Below are 15473 nucleotides of genomic sequence, written 5' to 3'. Positions count from 1 at the left end.
GCTCATCGGACCAGCCGCAGCCACGGCCCGAGATGGAAGGCGCTCATCAGCGCATACATCGGGACCATGCCGCTGAGGGAAAACGGCTCGTGCATCCCGATGCAGAGCATGTCGGTCGGCGCCGCGGCGGCTATCACCGCCATGGTCGCAAAGCTCGGCGCCGCCGCCAGCGACAGCCAGTGCGCCGCCGCACGGGCGGCGCCGCCGAACCGCACCGCAAGCCCCTGCTCGCGCGTTCCGATGGTCTCAATGGTCATGATCTCGATCTCCATGGGCATGGTCGCTCCCGTCATGTGCTAGGTTAGGACCGGACCTCGGAGGGCGAGAGTGACAAGTGTGTCGGGATTCGAATGGACTCGCTGATATCGGCTGCGGCGCGCGCGCTCGCGGCCGGTGATCTCCTCGGCGCACTGAAACGGGTGGCCCTGCGCGATGACGCCCCGGCGCTGGCGCTGCGCGGCATCGCGATGGCAAGGCTCGGCGACTTCGCCCGCGCCAAGGACCTGCTGCGGCGTGCACAACGCGCATTCGGTCCCAAAGAGGCGGTTGCGCGGGCGCGCTGTGTCGTCGCCGAGGCCGAGATCGCGCTGGTGTCGCGCGACCTCTCCTTTCCCAAACGGACGCTCGCGGCCGCACGCGCGACCCTCGCCGCACGTGGCGATGCGCTCAATGCCGCCCATGCCGGCTATCTGGAAATCCGCCGCCTGCTGCTGATCGGCCGCCTCGACGAGGCCGAGCGCATGCTCGCCGACCTCGATCCCGCCCCGTTCCCGCCGGCGCTCCGGGTCGGCCATGAGCTGGTCGTGGCGGGAATCGCGATGCGGCGGCTGCGGACGAAGCCGGCGCGCGAGGCGATCGCGCGGGCCCGCGACGCCGCGCGCCGCAGCGGCATCGCGGCGCTCGCGGCTGAGATCGACGCAACGGCGCAATCGCTCACCACGCCGGCGGCGCGGCTGATCACGCGCGGCAGCGAGCGGCCGCTGCTGCTCGAGGAGGTCGAGGCGCTGATGGCCTCGAAGGCGCTGGTCGTCGATTCCTGCCGCTACGTCGTGCGCGGCGCCGGCACGACCGTCGCGCTGACGCGGCGGCCGGTGCTGTTCGCGCTCGCCCGCGCGCTCGGCGAGGCCTGGCCGAACGACGTGTCGCGCGGCCAACTGATCGCGCGGGCGTTTCGCGGCAAGCATGCCGATGAATCGCATCGCGCGCGGCTGCGGGTCGAGATCGGCCGGCTGCGCCGCGCGCTGCGGCCGCTCGCCGAGCTCAGCGCGACGCCCGACGGCTTCGTGCTGCAGCCGAATCGCCGGCGCGAGGTCGCCGTGCTGGCGCTCCCGGTCGATGAGGACCATGCCGACGTGCTGGCGTTTCTCGCCGATGGCGAGGCCTGGTCGAGTTCGGCGCTGTCGGTAGCGCTCGGCGCCAGCCAGCGCACCGTGCAGCGCGCGCTCGATACGCTGGCCGCATCGGGCAAGGTGCAATCGGTGGGCCGCGCCCGCGCGCGGCGCTGGATGACGCCGCCGGTGCCGGGATTCACGACGACGTTGTTACTCCCTGCCCCGCTGCCGAACGGCTAGCATCTGGCAGCACTCAGACGACAGGAGCGGAGCATGAAGACGTCGGAAGCCGAGATCATCCGGGAGTATGGCCCCTTCGAGGGCGTGGAGAGCGTTGGCGGCGTCACCTTCGACGGCGAACAGGTCTGGTTCGCGGCCGGCAACCGGATGGTTGCGTTCGATCCCGACAGCGGCAAGACCACCCGCAGCATCGAGGTCGCCGCGCATGCCGGCACCGCCTTCGACGGCAAGCACCTCTATCAGATCTCCGAGGATCGCATCCTCAAGATCGATCCGCGGACGGGCCGCGTGCTGTCGACGATACCGGCGCCCGGCGGCGGCCGCGATTCCGGCCTCGCCTGGGCCGAAGGCGCACTGTGGGTGGGCGAATATCGCGACCGCAAGATTCTGCAGATCGATCCGGAGACCGGCGCGATCCTGCGCACCATCGAGAGCAACCGCTTCGTCACCGGCGTCACCTGGGTCGACGGCGAGCTCTGGCACGGCACCTGGGAAGACGACAAGAGCGACGTGCGCCGTATCGATCCGCAGACCGGCGAAGTACTGGAACGGCTCGACATGCCACTGGGCGCGAACGTGTCGGGCGTCGAGTCCGACGGCGGCGATCGGTTCTTCTGCGGCAGCGGCTCGAACAACAACAAGGTCCGCGCCATCAGGAGGCCGAAACGGGCGGCCCGCAAATGACGCGGCATTCCTATGCCGGCGCTGGCATGGCGGTTGGCCGCACCGCCGGCATCGGCCGGAATGTCATCATGATCAGGAACGCGCCGATGCCGACGGCCCAGGAGCCGACATAGAGCCACGTATAGCTGGCAAAGGCATCGTAGATCAGTCCGCCCGCGAGCGGACCAGTCGCCATGCCGAGGCTGCCGGCCATCGCGGTGCCGCCGATCACGGTCCCCATCATCCGCAGCGGAAAATTCTCGCGCACCAGGACGGAATAGAGCGGCATGGTCCCGGCATAGATGAAGCCGAACACCGCCGCCACCGCGTAGAATGCGGCAAGTTCGCGCACGAAGACGTAGCCGAGTGCGCCGAACGCCTGTGCCAGCAGGCCGAGCACCAGCACGCGCTTGGCACCGAAACGGTCGCCGAGCAGACCGAAGGCGATGCGGCCGCCCATGCCGGCGAGGCCCTCGACGCTATAAATCGTCACCGCCGCGATCATCGGAATGCCGCAGGTGATCGCGTAGCTGACGGTGTGGATGATCGGGCCCGAGTGGGTGGCGCAGCAGAAGAAGTTGGTCGCGATCAGGATGATGAATTGCGGCGAGCGCAACGCCTGCGACAGCGACATCGCCGGCTCACCGGTCTCTGAAGCCGCGGCAGCCTGTGCGTCGGCCAGCGCGGGCGGGCGGCGCACCAGCAGCGACACCGGGATCATGATCGCGGCAACGACGCCGGATACGATCAGCATTGAGGTGCGCCAGTCATGGCCGGAGATCAGCCAGGCGGCGAACGGCGACATCGTCATCGGCGCCATGCCCATGCCCGCCGACACCAGCGAGACGGCGAGACTGCGATGGGTGTCGAACCAGCCGGTAACGCAGGCCATCATCGGGGCGAAGATCGCGGCGGTGGCGGAGCCGACCAGCACGCCGAAGGTGAATTGAAACGCCAACAACGAAGGCGCCCGGCTCGCCAGCGCAAGGCTCGCCGCCAGCACGACCGATCCCGTCAGCACCACGGGCAGCGGCCCGTAGCGGTCGGACAGCGTGCCCCAGATCATGCTGGTGAAGGCCATCGCGAGAAAGCCGATCGTCATTGCGCTGGAGATGCCGGTCACCGACCAGCCGGTCTCCTTCGCCATCGGCTGCAGGAACACCGGCAGCGAGAACATGCCGCCGATCGCGACGCAGCCGAGCAGGCCGCCCGCGGCGACGATCACCCAGCGATAACTCGAATTGCTCATTCCGGAACTCCCGTGCAGCTCGTTCTGGCTGCAAGACGAACGGAACAGAGCGGAACCGACAGGCGATGAGCGCTACAGGTGATTTTTTTTGCAAGCGGCAGTGCTGGGAGCCGTGACTGTGCTGTGTTGCGCTGCCGCAATCCGCGCGCGCTCAGCGGCCGGGCAGCCTGCACCCGGGCTGCGGCACGATCTCGCCGAGCGCGCGGACCTGCACGAGGTCCGTGCCTTGCGTCTTCGCGATGAACATGCTCATCGCGGCGTGGTGGTCCTGCCCCAGCGTCACGGGGCCGGTCGGCGACGGGATGACGAGGCCGGCCATCGCATCGATGATCGCCTCCTTGTCGAGCCTGCCGGCCTTCTCGGCTGCCGCCTTGAGCGCGATCAGCGTGTTGTAATGCGTCATCACGTAGTTCGAGATCGCAACGCCGTTGCCCGCCGCGGCGCGCGCCCGGGCGACGAACGCCTTCACCGCGGGATCACCGCTCGCCGCAACCGCCGGCACCACGCTGACCATGTTCTGGCCCTTGCCGCGGAAGATGCCGAGATCGACCTCGGACAATCCGAGGAACGCGACCGTGATGTCCTTGAGCAGTCCCGCCTCGTCGGCCTGACGGATGAAATCCATGCCGTCGCCCTTCAGCGCGAACAGCAGCACCCTGGCCTTGCTCACCGCCACCTCCTTGATGATCGGCGAGAAGTCGGTCTCGGTGCCCAGTGTGTATTTGGTGCCAACCACTTTGCCGCCGAGCTTCTCGATCAGCGGCTGTGCGATGTCGAACATCTGGTGCGGCCAGACCCGGTCGGCGCCGAGCATGAAGTATGTGTTGCCGAAACTTTGGGTCATGTAAGGCAGGAGCTGGCCGAGCTCCTGGTTCGGCACCGCGCCGAACGAGAACAGATAGCGGCTGCATTTGCCGCCCTCGTAATTGGTGGCGTAGAGCAGCGGCGTCTTCAGGCTTTCGGCGAGCGGCACCAGCGCATTGAGATTGCGCGAGGTGATCGGGCCGACCACCGCAACCGCGCCATCCTTCTCGACCAGCGACCGCATCGCGCCGGCCGCCGCGTCCGGGTTGGTCTTGTCATCGGCATAAATGACCTCGACGGGGCGCCCCAAAATGCCGCCGGCCGCGTTGATGTCTTTGGCGGCAAGATCGAGCCCGAGTTTGGCCTGCTGGCCGTAAAGCTCGACGCCGCCGGAGAACGGCAGCACCGCGCCGACACGGATCGGGTCGGCGGCGGATGACGGTCGAGCGCCTGCCAAGCAAAAAAGCAGCGCGAATATCGTGCAGCTGACCGTCCCGCGTAACATGTCGTTCCCCCAGCCAGACTTGTACACATCGGCGCGACGCGAGCGGACTCGGCAGGCAACCTTCGTGAAAGGACATTAATCACGCCGTCACTCGGCGGCCTCGCGCTGCGGAACGCCCTGCTCGACGTCGAGCTGCAGGATGTCGTTGAAGCGGTTGAAGGCGCCGCACAGCGCGATCCGCCAGGTTAGCTCGACGATCTGCGCTTCCGAGAAATGCTCGCGCAGCCGGGCGAAGATCTCGTCGCGCGTCTTGTTCCAGTTGTTGGTGACCGCGATCGAATATTCGACCACGAGCTTGTCGAGCCCATCGAGCTCGGGATGATCCTTGTAATCGAGCAGACGCTCGGCGCCTGCCTCCGAGACACCCTGCACTGCCAGCTTCGGCGCATGGTGCGAGACGCAGTAGTCGCACTTGTTGAGGAGCGACACCGTCACCAGGGCCAGTTCGAGATGCCGCTTCGAGAGCACCGCCTCGCCGGCGAGATCGACCAGCAGCGACCACGTGTGCTTGAAGATTGGCGGACGCTGCGCCATCACGCCGGCCTGGTTCTCGAACGCGCCGTAGGTCGACATCTTGTCCCACAGCGGCTGCAGTTCGGGTGGCAGGTCGTTCTTCGTCTTGATGGACACGCGTGACATTGATCTTGCCTCGGATCGGAGTTGAACCGGCGCAGCGTGCCGCCGTTCGGCGAGCGCGGCAAGCGCCGGACTCAGGACCCACCTGTGCGCGATCAGGCCTTCTTCGCTTCGCCCTGCGTGTTGCGCAGCAGATTGTCGCGCAGCCGGGCGACGCTCTTCTGCACAACGGGGAACTCGTCGCCGAGCCCGGTGGCGTCTTTCAGGGACACGGTGATGTCCTCGTCGAGCAGGCGGCGGCCGGCCGGCGTCATGCTCACCCGCACCTGGCGCTCGTCGGCGGGATCGCGGGCTCGGCGGATGTAGCCGGACAGCTCCAGCTTCTTGAGGATCGGCGTCAGCGTGTTGGATTCCAGAAACAGCTTCTCGCCGAGCGCACTGACGGTCAGTTCGTCCGCCTCCGAGAGCGCGATCAGCGCGATGTACTGGGTATAGGTCAGCCCGACCTTATCCAGGATCGGCTTGTAGGCACGGCCGAATGCCAGATTGGCGGAATAGACCGCAAAGCACAGGAAACTCGAGAGTTTTCGGTCCTTGGGTTCGATCTTGGGCTCGGCCTTGGTCTCGATCTTGGGGGAGCTGGTCACGGGCGTCTCCAGAACTTGTGAGCTCGGGTCAATATAAATCGCATCCGATTAAATCGGAAGTGCTTGACATGCCCTACGGCGGAGTTTATTTCAAGCGTACCCGATTAGATCGGACGCGATACAAATTCACCCAAAGGAGTTCGCCATGACCGCCGCTGCAAAGGTTCTCTTCACCGGAAAGACCCACGTGACCGCCGGCACCGACGGCGCCGCCCGCTCGCGCGACGGCTTCCTCGACGTCAAACTGCCGCAGCCGCACCCGGCCGCGGAAAACCTGTTCGGCGCCGCCTGGTCGGCCTGCTACATCGGCGCGCTCCAGCTCGCGGCCGGACAGCGCAAGATCAAGCTGCCGAGCGAGCCCGAAGTCGACGCCGAGATCGATCTCAACCAGGCCAGCGGCGCCTTCTTCCTCAGCGCCCGCCTCAGCGTCCATGTCCCCGGTGTCGAGCGCGCGGTGGCCGAGGAGCTGATCGAGGCCGCGCACGGCATCTGCCCCTACTCAAAGGCGGTCCACGGCAACATCGAGGTCACGACCACGCTCGTCTGAGCCGTGAGCGTCGACCGAGTGGACGTGCAATCCAGGCCCATCTTCCGACGCGGACCAGCGGCACGCCGGACTGGTCCGCCGGCGGGACACTCCAGGAGTTCGAGATGAACAGCAAGTTGATGACGACGACACGCGTCCTGGCAAGGATAGCTGTGCTCGTTGTGAGTTTCCTGACCATACCAAGCGCAGAGGCGCAACAGCCGGCGGGGATCATGCGTACCGACCTGCAGCGCTACGACCTCAGCACGGGTGGACGCGAGGCCGTTCAGGTTCGGGTCGACATCGCGCCTGGCCACGCATTCGGCCGGCACACGCATCCGGGCGAGGAGATCATCTATGTGCTCGCCGGCACGTTTCAGTACGACGTCGAGGGCAAGCCGCCGGTGACGCTGAAGGCCGGCGACGTGCTGTTCATCCCGGCCGGTACAGTCCACGCCGCGAAGAATGTCGGCAATGACACCGCCAGTGAGCTTGCAACCTATATCGTCGAGAAGGACAAGCCGCTGCTGACCCTGGTGAAGTGATCCTGCCCGCATCCCGGAGACAGGTTCTGAAGCCATCGGGCTTACTTCGTACACTGCACCTCCGCCTGACGCACCGGCCGCGCGTTGAAGAGTGCGAAGCTGATCGCGGCCATGATCCACACTCCGATGCCGCCGTAAAGCATCACCCAGCCAAAGCCGCTGGCCAATGCCTGATGAACGACGGGCCCGGTCAGTTCGGGGGCCGACACCGTCTCGCCCGCCGCGATCCGCTCGGCCATCAGGCGCAGCTGTGCACCGTCCAGTCCTGGCAGCACGGACTTCAGATGGGCCAACACACCGCTCGCCAGGATAAAGCCCATCAGCGCGATGTTGAGCGCCAGCGAGACCATGCGCGCGCTCATGTCGATGCCGGAGGCCATACCGGCGCGATCGCTGGAGACTGAGCCCGTCGTCGTATTGGTCACCGGCGTGTTGGTGATGCCGAGCCCGATGCCGGCGATCAGGCAGCCCGGCAGCATCGTGGTCCAATCGGCATGCGCGGCGGCGCTGCCGAACTTCATCAGCATGAACCCGGCGCCGATGGTGAACAGCCCCGCCGGAATGATCCGACCCGGCTGATAGCGCAGTGACAACCGCTCCGCGAACGGCGGCATCACCAGCGTCGGCAGCGTGTAGGCCAGCAGCGCAAGGCCGGCCGATACGCTGTCATAGCCGAGGCCGGCCTGAAACCAGATCGGCAGATAGATCATGAACGGCCAGTAGCTCAGATTCATCGCCGACGATCCGACGATCGCGCCGGAGAAGGCTGGAATCCGGAACACCGAGAAGTCGAACATCGGACGCCGGCTGACCTTCTCCGCAACCAGGAAGCCGATCAGGCTCGCGACGGAGACGCCGAGGATCGCAAGCCCCTTCGGACTTGCGAAGCCGAGATCGGGTCCCTGCGTAATGTAGAAGGCGAGGCAGAACACCGCGACCGACATCGTGACGATGCCGGCGACGTCGAGCGAGCTCGCCTTCGGATCCCTGGATTCATGGACGCCGCCGAGTGCGAGCACGAAGGCTATGGCTGCGAACAGCACATGGACCAGGAACACCCATTCCCAGCTCAGCGTCGCGACAACAGCGCCGCCGATGATCGGCCCGAAGCCGAGACCGATGCCGAAGATCACACCCCACCAGCCCCAGGCGGCGGCGCGCACCTTTCCCCCCTGGAATTCATGCGACAGCACGGCGATCTGGCAGATCAGCAGCGCACCGCCGCTCATGCCCTGCAGAAACCGGGCAACGATCAGCGTCTCGACATCCCGTGCGACGCCGCAGGCCAGCGATGTGAGACCGAACGCCGCGATCGCAACAAGGAACACCCGCTTGCGCCCGAAGCGATCCGCTACCGCGCCAACCGCCATCAGCACGGTGGTGACCGCAATCGTGTAGGCATTCATGATCCACTGCAACTGCTTGAAGTCGGCATGCAGCACCCGCTCCAGCGTCGGCAGGATCGCGGGAATGCTCGATATCTCCAACCCGAACATCAGGCAGGCAAGACAGACGGCGGACAGCACGACGGCGCCGCGACGGCTCAGTTCAGTGGACATGGTTCGGCTTTTTGCTGTTGCGAACCGACGGCATACCGCGCGCTGCTGCCAGGGTGCTGGCAGCAGCGTTGGGCCGGACGATTCACGATCAATTGAGGCCGCGATGCCGGAAATCGGGTGGCCGCAGCGCTTCACATGAGAAGCTAGTCGCGGCTTGAGCATTGGTGAATTGGATGACTAGATATTTCAGAGACAACAAATCCGGATCAATGACATGACCCTCGACGTCGATGCCGTGAAAGCCTTCGTGACCATCGCCGACCTCAAGAGCTTTACGCGCGCTGCAGAGACGCTCGGCAGCACGCAGGGGGCGGTCAGCGTGAAGCTGAAGCGGCTGGAAAAGCAGATCGGCCACCGGCTGATCGAGCGGACACCACGGCTGGTCCGCCTCTCCGCGCAGGGCGCCGAGTTTCTCGCGCCCGCGCGCGAACTGCTTGCAGCACATGACCGCGCCATCGCAGGTCTGTCGAAGGCCCGGCACCGTTTCACGCTCGGCATCGCCACCCATGTCGGCGGCGCGGAGCTTCCGACCCTGCTGACACGGCTGCACGCCTACGACCCATCGCTCACCTATGCGGTGGCCTCGGCTTTGGCGTCGTCATGCCATCGGTGATCAAGGCCGTGATCGGCGGCATCGATCCGCGCCACGCCGGGCTCGCGTCCGGGATGATGATCTCGACGTTCCAGATCGGCGCTGCGCTCGGCGTCGCGATGATCGGCGGCGTCTTCTACAGCCTGCTCGGGCCGCGCCCGGCCCCCGCCGATTATGCGCATGCCTTCACCATCGCACTCGGCTGCAACGTGGCGCTGCTGGCGCTCGGCGGCTGGCTGTCGCTGTGGCTGCCGCGCGAGCCAACGGCTGGCTGAATGCGTTATTGCCGCGGCGCCGGAAACAGCAGCTTCAGCGTCACAGCTGCGAGCAGCGTGATCGTGGCGAGGCCGGTCGACAGATAGAGCGCGCCGGCATTGCCGATGTGGTCGATAACGACGGCATAGATCAGCGGCGCCGCGGCGGGCAGGATGAAGCTCGGGACGATCAGCCGGCCGACCAGCGTGCCGTAGCTGCGGTGGTCGAACAGGATCAGCGGCAACGTTCCCCGCGTGATGGTCAAGATGCCGTTGCAGGCGCCGTACAGCAGCGCGAAGGCGATCGCCATTTCGGTCGACGCTCCGCTGTACAGCCCGGCAATGAAGGAGAGCGGCATGAGCAGGCAGGCCGCGAGGTTCAGCGCGACCGGATCGAGCCGCCTGCCGAACAGGATCTCGCAGAGCCGCGCGGCGGACTGGCCGATGCCTCGCAGCGTCGCGATCCATACCGCGACCGTGACGGTCAGCCCGAGGCCGGAGAGCACCGCGATCATATGCGCGGACATGCCGGCGTTGAGGAAATTGGCTCCGGTCATGATGACGGCATAGAGCGCTCCTGCCGCCGCGAGCTGCCGCCGCGTCATCGCGCGGGGCTGCCGCGGCGCCGCCTCGCCGGTGCTCGATGGCCCGGCAAACCGCGCGTTCGGAATCATCAGATGAAGCGGGATCGTCAGCAGCGCGAAGCCCGCATAGGCCAGCAGCGCGGCCCGCCAGCCGAAATGCTCCGACAGGATGTGCCCGAGCGGCCAGAACACGGTGGCGGCCAGTCCGCCGAGCAGCGTGATCCCCGACATGGCGCGGCGCGCCTCCGGCCCGCCGATCCGGGCCAGGGCCGCGAAGGCGGCGTCGTACAGCGTCAGCCGCATGCCGACGCCGAGCACAATCCAGGCCGCGTAATACGTTCCGACGTGATGCGAGACCGCAAGGCCCACGCAGCCGACCGCGTTGATCACCGCGCCGATCACCATGACCTCGCGGCCGCCGCGGCGATCCACCCATTGGCCCGCGAGCGGTGACGCCACGCCCATGACCAGCAGCGCAGCCGCAAAGCCGCCATAGACGATGTCGCGGCTCCAGCCGAGATCCGCGACGATCTGCTCGCCGAAACCGCCGATCAGATAGTAAGTCGCGCCCCAGGAGATCAATTGGCCAAGCCCGACGGCGGCCACGACCCGGCGTGCGACGATCACGACGGCTCCTTCTTCGCCGGCGGCGCGGCGTCACCCGGCCCGAGCGGCCGCTGCATCAGAACGGTGTCGACCCACTGCCCCAGCTTGAAGCCGACCGACCGCAGCGTCCCCACCGGTTGAAAGCCCATCCGACGGTGCAGCGCGATCGAACCGGCGTTGCCGCTGTTGCCGATCACCGCAAGCATCTGCCGCCATGGCCCAGCCTCCGTGCGCGCGATCAGTGCCCCGAGCAGGGCGACGCCGATGCCGCGTCCGCACAGCGCTTCCTCGACATAGACCGAATCCTCGATGGTGTGGCGATAGGCCGGCCGCGGCCGATAGGCCGTCGCGTAGCAGTAGCCGCCGACGCGCCCGTCGACCTCGGCGACCAGATACGGCAGTCCCGCCGCCAGCACGGCATCGCGGCGGCGGAGCATCTCGTCCACGGCCGGCGGCTCCTCCTCGAACGTCGCGAGCCCGTTCAGCACGTGATGCGCATAGATCCGCTGAACGTCGGCCATGTCGCGATCGGCCGCATCGCGAAGCGCGATTCCGTTCTTGCCGTCCTTCATCCCCTCTCCCTGCTTCAGCATTGCCCCGATTGCCCAAGCATGCCCGCTGGCGATATATAAGGGAAGCTTTGTCAGCTTATGCACAGCATAAGGTATGCTTTGATGAAGAATCTCAATCTGGGCTATCTCGAAAGCTTCCGGGTCGTGGTCGCGAGCGGCAGTTTCTCGGCCGCGGCCGAACGGCTGCAGCTCTCGCAACCCGCCGTAAGCCTGCAGGTGCGCCAGCTCGAACGCAGCCTCAACGCGACCCTGATCGAGCGCGTCGGACGGAAAGCGCGGCCGACCTCGGCCGGCGCCGCGCTGCTCGCGCATGCCGGGCAGATCGACGCGGCGGTAACCTCGGCGGTCGACGCGGTGGCGCAACAGACCGGCGGGACGGCCGGCCGTGTGCGGCTCGGCACCGGCGCGACCGCCTGCATCTTCCTGCTGCCGCCGGTCCTCAAGGCACTGCGAACGGCGCTGCCCTCGCTCGAGATCACGGTCACCACCGGCAACACGACCGACATCGCCAAGGCGGTCGAGGACAACACGCTCGACATCGGCCTCGTCACGCTGCCGGTGTCGGGGCGCAGTTTTGAGATCACGCCGGTGCTCGACGATGAGTTCGTCCTGATCGCGCCGCGCGACCTGCCGCTGCCCGCGCGGATCACGCCTGCGGTGCTGGTGACCAAGCCGGTGTTGCTGTTCGAGCCCGGCGGCAATACGCGCCGCACCGCGGACGAATGGCTGGCGCGCGGCGGCGTGTCGTTGAAACCGCTGATGTCGCTCGGCAGCGTCGAGGCGATCAAGGAGATGGTGCGCGCCGGCCTTGGCTGCGCCGTGCTGCCGGGCATGGCCGTCCCGGCACAGCCGAAGCATCGCGACCTGGTGGTCCGATCGCTGTCGCCAAAACTCTACCGCCGCCTCGCGGTCGTGATCCGCCGTGACAAGCGCCTCGATCGCGGGTTGCGGCAGATGCTGACGGGGTTGAAGGCGCTCTCGGCCAGGACGGCGGCCGGTTAGGGAGGACGCCGACGCGTCCTCCCCGTCGCGCGTCAGGTGATGGCCTTGCGCTCTTCCTCCGCGGTCTTGCGGAACGCCTTCACGCCGGCATCGGTGACCTGGTCCCACTTGGTGTTGGTGGCTGCCTCGGCGTCATAATTGTCGTGCCAGTTCCACCATTTGTAGGGCGGGGTCTGCGGGTAGCCCGCCGGCGAATCTTCCCAGACCTCCTGGCGGCCGAGCGGCGTGATGTCGAGATAGCTCCACACCGTGCCCATCGCCTCGTCGCCGCGGCTGTTGATGAAGTAGGTGCGAAAGATCTTTTCGCCGTCGCGGAAGAACACGTTGTGGCCGTGCCATTCGGCAACGCCGAAGTCGGCGTCGAAGCTGTCCGTGATCGTGTACCAGGGCATCTCCCAGCCCATCCGGGCCTTCAGCCTGCTGATGTCGGGTTGCGGTGCGCGCGAGACATAGACCAGCGTGGTGTCGCGCTGATTGAGATGCGACAGATGGCTGACCTGGTCGGCACCGAGCGAGCAGCCGCGGCAGCCATGGTCCGGCCAGCCGAACACGCCGGGCTCGAAGAAGGCGCGATAGACCACGAGCTGCCGGCGGCCCTCGAACAGGTCGCGCAGGCTGACCTTGCCGTTCGGTCCCTCGAACACATACGGCTTGTCGACTGCCATCCACGGCATCCGCCGCCGCTCGGCAGCGAGCGCATCGCGTGCCCGTACCTGCGCCTTCTCCTTCGCCAGCATCTGCAGGCGCGCCTGTTCCCAGGCCTCTGATGACACGACGGGCGGGGTCTGCATGGCGCCCTGATTGTTTTCGGCTGACTTGCTCATGAAGGTCTCCATCTTCCGAATTGGGACGAACTCCGGCGCCCGAACGCAGTTCCATGCCGTCCGTGGCTCGTCGTTGGTCATGACGCAGCTTGGCGCGGCGCCGGCCCGCGGTGGGAGTGACAAGTGTGTCGGGATTTGTGCGCTCCGACGCGCCGACCAGACGAATGCATGCGGCACGCTGCCGCGCAAATCGGCGTCGGCATTAAGCGGATGTTGTCGGCTCGCGCGTATTGAAACACCCACGCAAAATGGGACGGCCGCGCGAGGTTACCCGATCGTGAACTCCATCCGGAAAATTGCCAACAGCGAATACTTCGCGATCCTGGTCGACGGGCGCGACGACTGGATCATGCGTCCGTCGCTGGGACGCTGGCCGGCATTGCGCGCCGGGATCCTGCCGAACGGGGCTGCCTGGTTCTTCAATCCCGACGCTGGCTTTGCCTTCTACGACACGGCGCAGCAGCAACTCGTCGATCGCCTCCAGACGCCGGTAGCCGTGAAGTCCGACGGCAAGGAGGCGCGCAACGACTATCTGAGTTACGGGGTGCTCGAAAGCACGGATGGCCGGCTGGTCTACCTCGTTCTCTATCACGACGCGCAAACCGATCTGCATGTCGTCGATCTCGAGACCCGGAAGATCGTCCGCTCGGTCCTCGAACTGCCGAAAGGCATTCCGCTGTGCCCGCCGGTGCTGGACCGGGATGGACGAGTCCTTGTCTCCACGTACCGGCACGACAACGGAATCGTTGCAGGCCTCCTGCGCATCGATCCGCAAACCGGCCATCATGAACTATCGATGTGCGACGGATCGTCCGCCAGAACATTCCTGATCCGCTCCAGCCCCTGCGGCCGCTACTGGCTGCGCGCCGACAACACCCGTCTGCCCGTGATCACCGAGGAGGCGCCGCTGTTCTCGCGATTGCTCGGCCGGGGCGCGGCCGCGCGGAAGGACTATTTCAGCTTCGCGGTCGAGATCTGGGAGGCGTTTCCGCTGCGGCGGCTGCATTCGGTCGCGCCGATGTGGATGACACCTGCACAGCTGCCGGACGAAGGCCACATCGACTATGAGCGGCAGAAGCAGGGATTGCTGGCGCAACGCGGCCAGGTCTATCGCAAAGTCGCCGAGCTGCTCGATCGGGAGACGACGCTGTCGATGAGCCAGATCAGCGAGAAGTCGCATCCTGAGCTGTGGCCGGACCCGAACGGCTTCTACACCAACATCAACAGCAACCTGCGCGAATTCGAGTTCGCCGAGCGCGAGGTGATCGGCTGGCAACGGGACAGCCAGGCGTTCTGGCTCAAGCGGCTCAATTTCGTCGCCTGCGTCGGCGTCGACGGCACGGTCTCGCCGAAGATCATGCTGGAGCGGTTCGGGATGGACCGCGGCGGCTGGCGGCCGGCCGCGCGCGGTTGGTACGAAGCCAAGGTCTTGCCGGACCGCCGCCTCGATCTGCGGTTCGCGGAAGGGACGGTCACCGTCTCGGGGGCGCCGGGCGATCCCGTGCACGAGGTACGGATCGTGCCGGCAACGGACGATCATTTCCGTCCATCGCCGTCTCAGCCTACGCCGCAGCAGGACAAGGACGCGGCGCTCGCCAAAAAGGCCGAGGCGATAGCCAAGCGGTACAGCACCTACACCGTCGATCTTGCCTCGATGAGCGAAGCCGATTGTGCCGCCGCGATCGATACGCTGACGGCGCAGATCGGCCCCGACATCAACGAGCGCCCGTTCGACAACCACCTGCAGGCGGTGTTCCGCCATGACGGCAAGCGGCTCAACGAGAAGAAGTTCTTCACCCACGTCGCCGCGAATTGCCCCGGCGCCGCGCCCGCCCTTCGCAGATTGATCGATGCGGTGTGCGCGCATGTCGGCCCGCACACGCAGGCCTGGTACGATCCCTATGCCGACGACATCCCGACCGCGCTGTTCGGCTACGCGGCCTGGTGCCTCGCGAAACTCGACACGTCGAGCAACGAGGTCCTGCTGCGCTATTACAGACTGGTCGACACCGACCACGAGAATTTCTACTTCGCGAAGATCGTCCCACTGATGCTGCACAACACCGCGGACGCAAGCCAACGCCTGCAACTCGCGGAGGGCCTCTACTTCGGCGATCTCGGCAATGCCATCGACCATGTCGCACTGTGGCGGATGGCGAAGATGGCCGAGACCGCGGCGAGCCTCATGACGCCGAAGCAATACGCCGCGCATCTGATGCAGCTCGCAGCTGCGACCTCAGCCGCGCGATCGCGCGCCGAATACGGATATTATTGCTTCGACAACCTCGCGCGTTTCCTGAAGGAGCCCTCCCCTTGGGAGACCGAGCTCTTGCAGGAATTGCGTGCTGCGGCGGAGGGGCTGATGCCGCAATAGCGCGGCTTGACCGGGAGACG

The 15473-nt window shown here is 66.4% G+C and carries 16 protein-coding genes and 1 pseudogene; 8 read left to right on the top strand and 9 right to left on the bottom strand.

All coding sequences use genetic code 11. The features are described from left to right. Positions 1-2: 2 nt before the first annotated feature. Complete coding sequence (locus tag JQ633_RS10805) at positions 3-278, bottom strand: hypothetical protein (RefSeq protein WP_211985005.1); 276 nt, start codon at positions 276-278, stop codon at positions 3-5. A 72-nt stretch (positions 279-350) separates the two neighbouring features. On the opposite strand from JQ633_RS10805, the gene JQ633_RS10800 reads away from it, so the two are divergent. Next, positions 351-1571, top strand: a complete 1221-nt coding sequence (locus JQ633_RS10800) for a helix-turn-helix domain-containing protein (protein ID WP_211985004.1) — start codon at positions 351-353, stop codon at positions 1569-1571. Positions 1572-1604: 33 nt separating this feature from the next. Then, entirely contained in the window at positions 1605-2255 is a 651-nt protein-coding gene (locus JQ633_RS10795; RefSeq protein ID WP_211985003.1) for a Vgb family protein, read from the top strand. A 10-nt stretch (positions 2256-2265) separates the two neighbouring features. Here JQ633_RS10795 and JQ633_RS10790 read toward each other — a convergent pair whose 3' ends face one another. The 4 genes from JQ633_RS10790 to JQ633_RS10775 all read right to left on the bottom strand — a co-directional run bounded on the left by JQ633_RS10790 (position 2266) and on the right by JQ633_RS10775 (position 6015). Beyond that, positions 2266-3483, bottom strand: coding sequence for an MFS transporter (locus JQ633_RS10790; protein WP_211985002.1), 1218 nt, complete (start codon positions 3481-3483; stop codon positions 2266-2268). Positions 3484-3634: 151 nt separating this feature from the next. Beyond that, positions 3635-4744, bottom strand: a complete 1110-nt coding sequence (locus tag JQ633_RS10785; RefSeq protein WP_211985001.1) for a substrate-binding protein — start codon at positions 4742-4744, stop codon at positions 3635-3637. A 135-nt stretch (positions 4745-4879) separates the two neighbouring features. Next, entirely contained in the window at positions 4880-5431 is a 552-nt protein-coding gene (locus tag JQ633_RS10780; RefSeq protein ID WP_211985000.1) for a carboxymuconolactone decarboxylase family protein, read from the bottom strand. 92 nt (positions 5432-5523) lie between these two features. Continuing rightward, positions 5524-6015: a MarR family winged helix-turn-helix transcriptional regulator gene (locus JQ633_RS10775; protein WP_211984999.1), complete on the bottom strand. Its 492-nt coding sequence runs from the start codon at positions 6013-6015 to the stop codon at positions 5524-5526. Between the two features lie 145 nt (positions 6016-6160). Here JQ633_RS10775 and JQ633_RS10770 point away from each other — a divergent pair, with 145 nt between their 5' ends. Further along, complete coding sequence (locus JQ633_RS10770; protein ID WP_211984998.1) at positions 6161-6562, top strand: Ohr family peroxiredoxin; 402 nt, start codon at positions 6161-6163, stop codon at positions 6560-6562. A 119-nt stretch (positions 6563-6681) separates the two neighbouring features. After that, positions 6682-7086, top strand: coding sequence for a cupin domain-containing protein (locus tag JQ633_RS10765; protein ID WP_211985529.1), 405 nt, complete (start codon positions 6682-6684; stop codon positions 7084-7086). 41 nt (positions 7087-7127) lie between these two features. Here the strand turns inward: JQ633_RS10765 and JQ633_RS10760 are convergent, their stop codons facing one another. Then, a complete protein-coding gene (locus JQ633_RS10760) occupies positions 7128-8645 on the bottom strand; it encodes an MFS transporter (RefSeq protein WP_211984997.1) in 1518 nt (505 codons plus the stop codon). Positions 8646-8859: 214 nt separating this feature from the next. Here JQ633_RS10760 and JQ633_RS10755 point away from each other — a divergent pair. Together JQ633_RS10755 and JQ633_RS10750 are read left to right on the top strand one after the other, a co-directional pair. Beyond that, positions 8860-9225: pseudogene (locus JQ633_RS10755) on the top strand (LysR family transcriptional regulator); the annotation flags it as partial. A 20-nt stretch (positions 9226-9245) separates the two neighbouring features. Further along, positions 9246-9512 (top strand): hypothetical protein, encoded by a 267-nt coding sequence (locus JQ633_RS10750; protein ID WP_211984996.1) that lies wholly within the window; start codon positions 9246-9248, stop codon positions 9510-9512. Between the two features lie 5 nt (positions 9513-9517). Here the strand turns inward: JQ633_RS10750 and JQ633_RS10745 are convergent, their stop codons facing one another. Continuing rightward, positions 9518-10702, bottom strand: coding sequence for an MFS transporter (locus tag JQ633_RS10745; protein WP_349631549.1), 1185 nt, complete (start codon positions 10700-10702; stop codon positions 9518-9520). Further along, the gene (locus JQ633_RS10740; RefSeq protein ID WP_211984995.1) at positions 10699-11274 is read right to left on the bottom strand and encodes a GNAT family N-acetyltransferase; all 576 of its coding nucleotides are present in this window, start codon (positions 11272-11274) and stop codon (positions 10699-10701) included. The genes JQ633_RS10745 and JQ633_RS10740 overlap by 4 nt, the downstream gene beginning before the upstream one ends. Before the next feature lie 81 nt (positions 11275-11355). Between JQ633_RS10740 and JQ633_RS10735 the strand changes: the two genes are divergently transcribed. Next, positions 11356-12255: a LysR family transcriptional regulator gene (locus JQ633_RS10735; protein WP_211984994.1), complete on the top strand. Its 900-nt coding sequence runs from the start codon at positions 11356-11358 to the stop codon at positions 12253-12255. Positions 12256-12287: 32 nt separating this feature from the next. On the opposite strand, the gene JQ633_RS10730 is transcribed toward JQ633_RS10735, so the two are convergent. Beyond that, the gene (locus tag JQ633_RS10730) at positions 12288-13079 is read right to left on the bottom strand and encodes a DUF899 domain-containing protein (RefSeq protein ID WP_211984993.1); all 792 of its coding nucleotides are present in this window, start codon (positions 13077-13079) and stop codon (positions 12288-12290) included. Positions 13080-13356: 277 nt separating this feature from the next. On the opposite strand from JQ633_RS10730, the gene JQ633_RS10725 reads away from it, so the two are divergent. Further along, positions 13357-15453 carry a YncE family protein gene (locus tag JQ633_RS10725; protein ID WP_211984992.1) on the top strand — a complete coding sequence of 699 codons (2097 nt, stop codon included), beginning with the start codon at positions 13357-13359 and terminating at the stop codon, positions 15451-15453. The last annotated feature ends 20 nt before the right edge of the window (positions 15454-15473 follow it).

The sequence above is a fragment of the Bradyrhizobium tropiciagri genome, assembly GCF_018130505.1.
GTDB classification, from domain to species: Bacteria; Pseudomonadota; Alphaproteobacteria; order Rhizobiales; family Xanthobacteraceae; genus Bradyrhizobium; species Bradyrhizobium tropiciagri_B.
This window is presented reverse-complemented; position numbering and strand designations above follow the sequence as displayed.

Bases quoted from the DNA above. Each gene is read 5' to 3' on its own strand.
- JQ633_RS10780 (WP_211985000.1), bottom strand. From the start codon at position 5,431: ATGTCACGCGTGTCCATCAAGACGAAGAACGACCTGCCACCCGAACTG.
- JQ633_RS10740 (WP_211984995.1), bottom strand. From the start codon at position 11,274: ATGCTGAAGCAGGGAGAGGGGATGAAGGACGGCAAGAACGGAATCGCG.
- JQ633_RS10790 (WP_211985002.1), bottom strand. From the start codon at position 3,483: ATGAGCAATTCGAGTTATCGCTGGGTGATCGTCGCCGCGGGCGGCCTG.
- JQ633_RS10735 (WP_211984994.1), top strand. From the start codon at position 11,356: ATGAAGAATCTCAATCTGGGCTATCTCGAAAGCTTCCGGGTCGTGGTC.
- JQ633_RS10760 (WP_211984997.1), bottom strand. From the start codon at position 8,645: ATGTCCACTGAACTGAGCCGTCGCGGCGCCGTCGTGCTGTCCGCCGTC.
- JQ633_RS10765 (WP_211985529.1), top strand. From the start codon at position 6,682: ATGACGACGACACGCGTCCTGGCAAGGATAGCTGTGCTCGTTGTGAGT.
- JQ633_RS10750 (WP_211984996.1), top strand. From the start codon at position 9,246: ATGCCATCGGTGATCAAGGCCGTGATCGGCGGCATCGATCCGCGCCAC.
- JQ633_RS10770 (WP_211984998.1), top strand. From the start codon at position 6,161: ATGACCGCCGCTGCAAAGGTTCTCTTCACCGGAAAGACCCACGTGACC.
- JQ633_RS10800 (WP_211985004.1), top strand. From the start codon at position 351: ATGGACTCGCTGATATCGGCTGCGGCGCGCGCGCTCGCGGCCGGTGAT.
- JQ633_RS10795 (WP_211985003.1), top strand. From the start codon at position 1,605: ATGAAGACGTCGGAAGCCGAGATCATCCGGGAGTATGGCCCCTTCGAG.
- JQ633_RS10805 (WP_211985005.1), bottom strand. From the start codon at position 278: ATGCCCATGGAGATCGAGATCATGACCATTGAGACCATCGGAACGCGC.
- JQ633_RS10730 (WP_211984993.1), bottom strand. From the start codon at position 13,079: ATGAGCAAGTCAGCCGAAAACAATCAGGGCGCCATGCAGACCCCGCCC.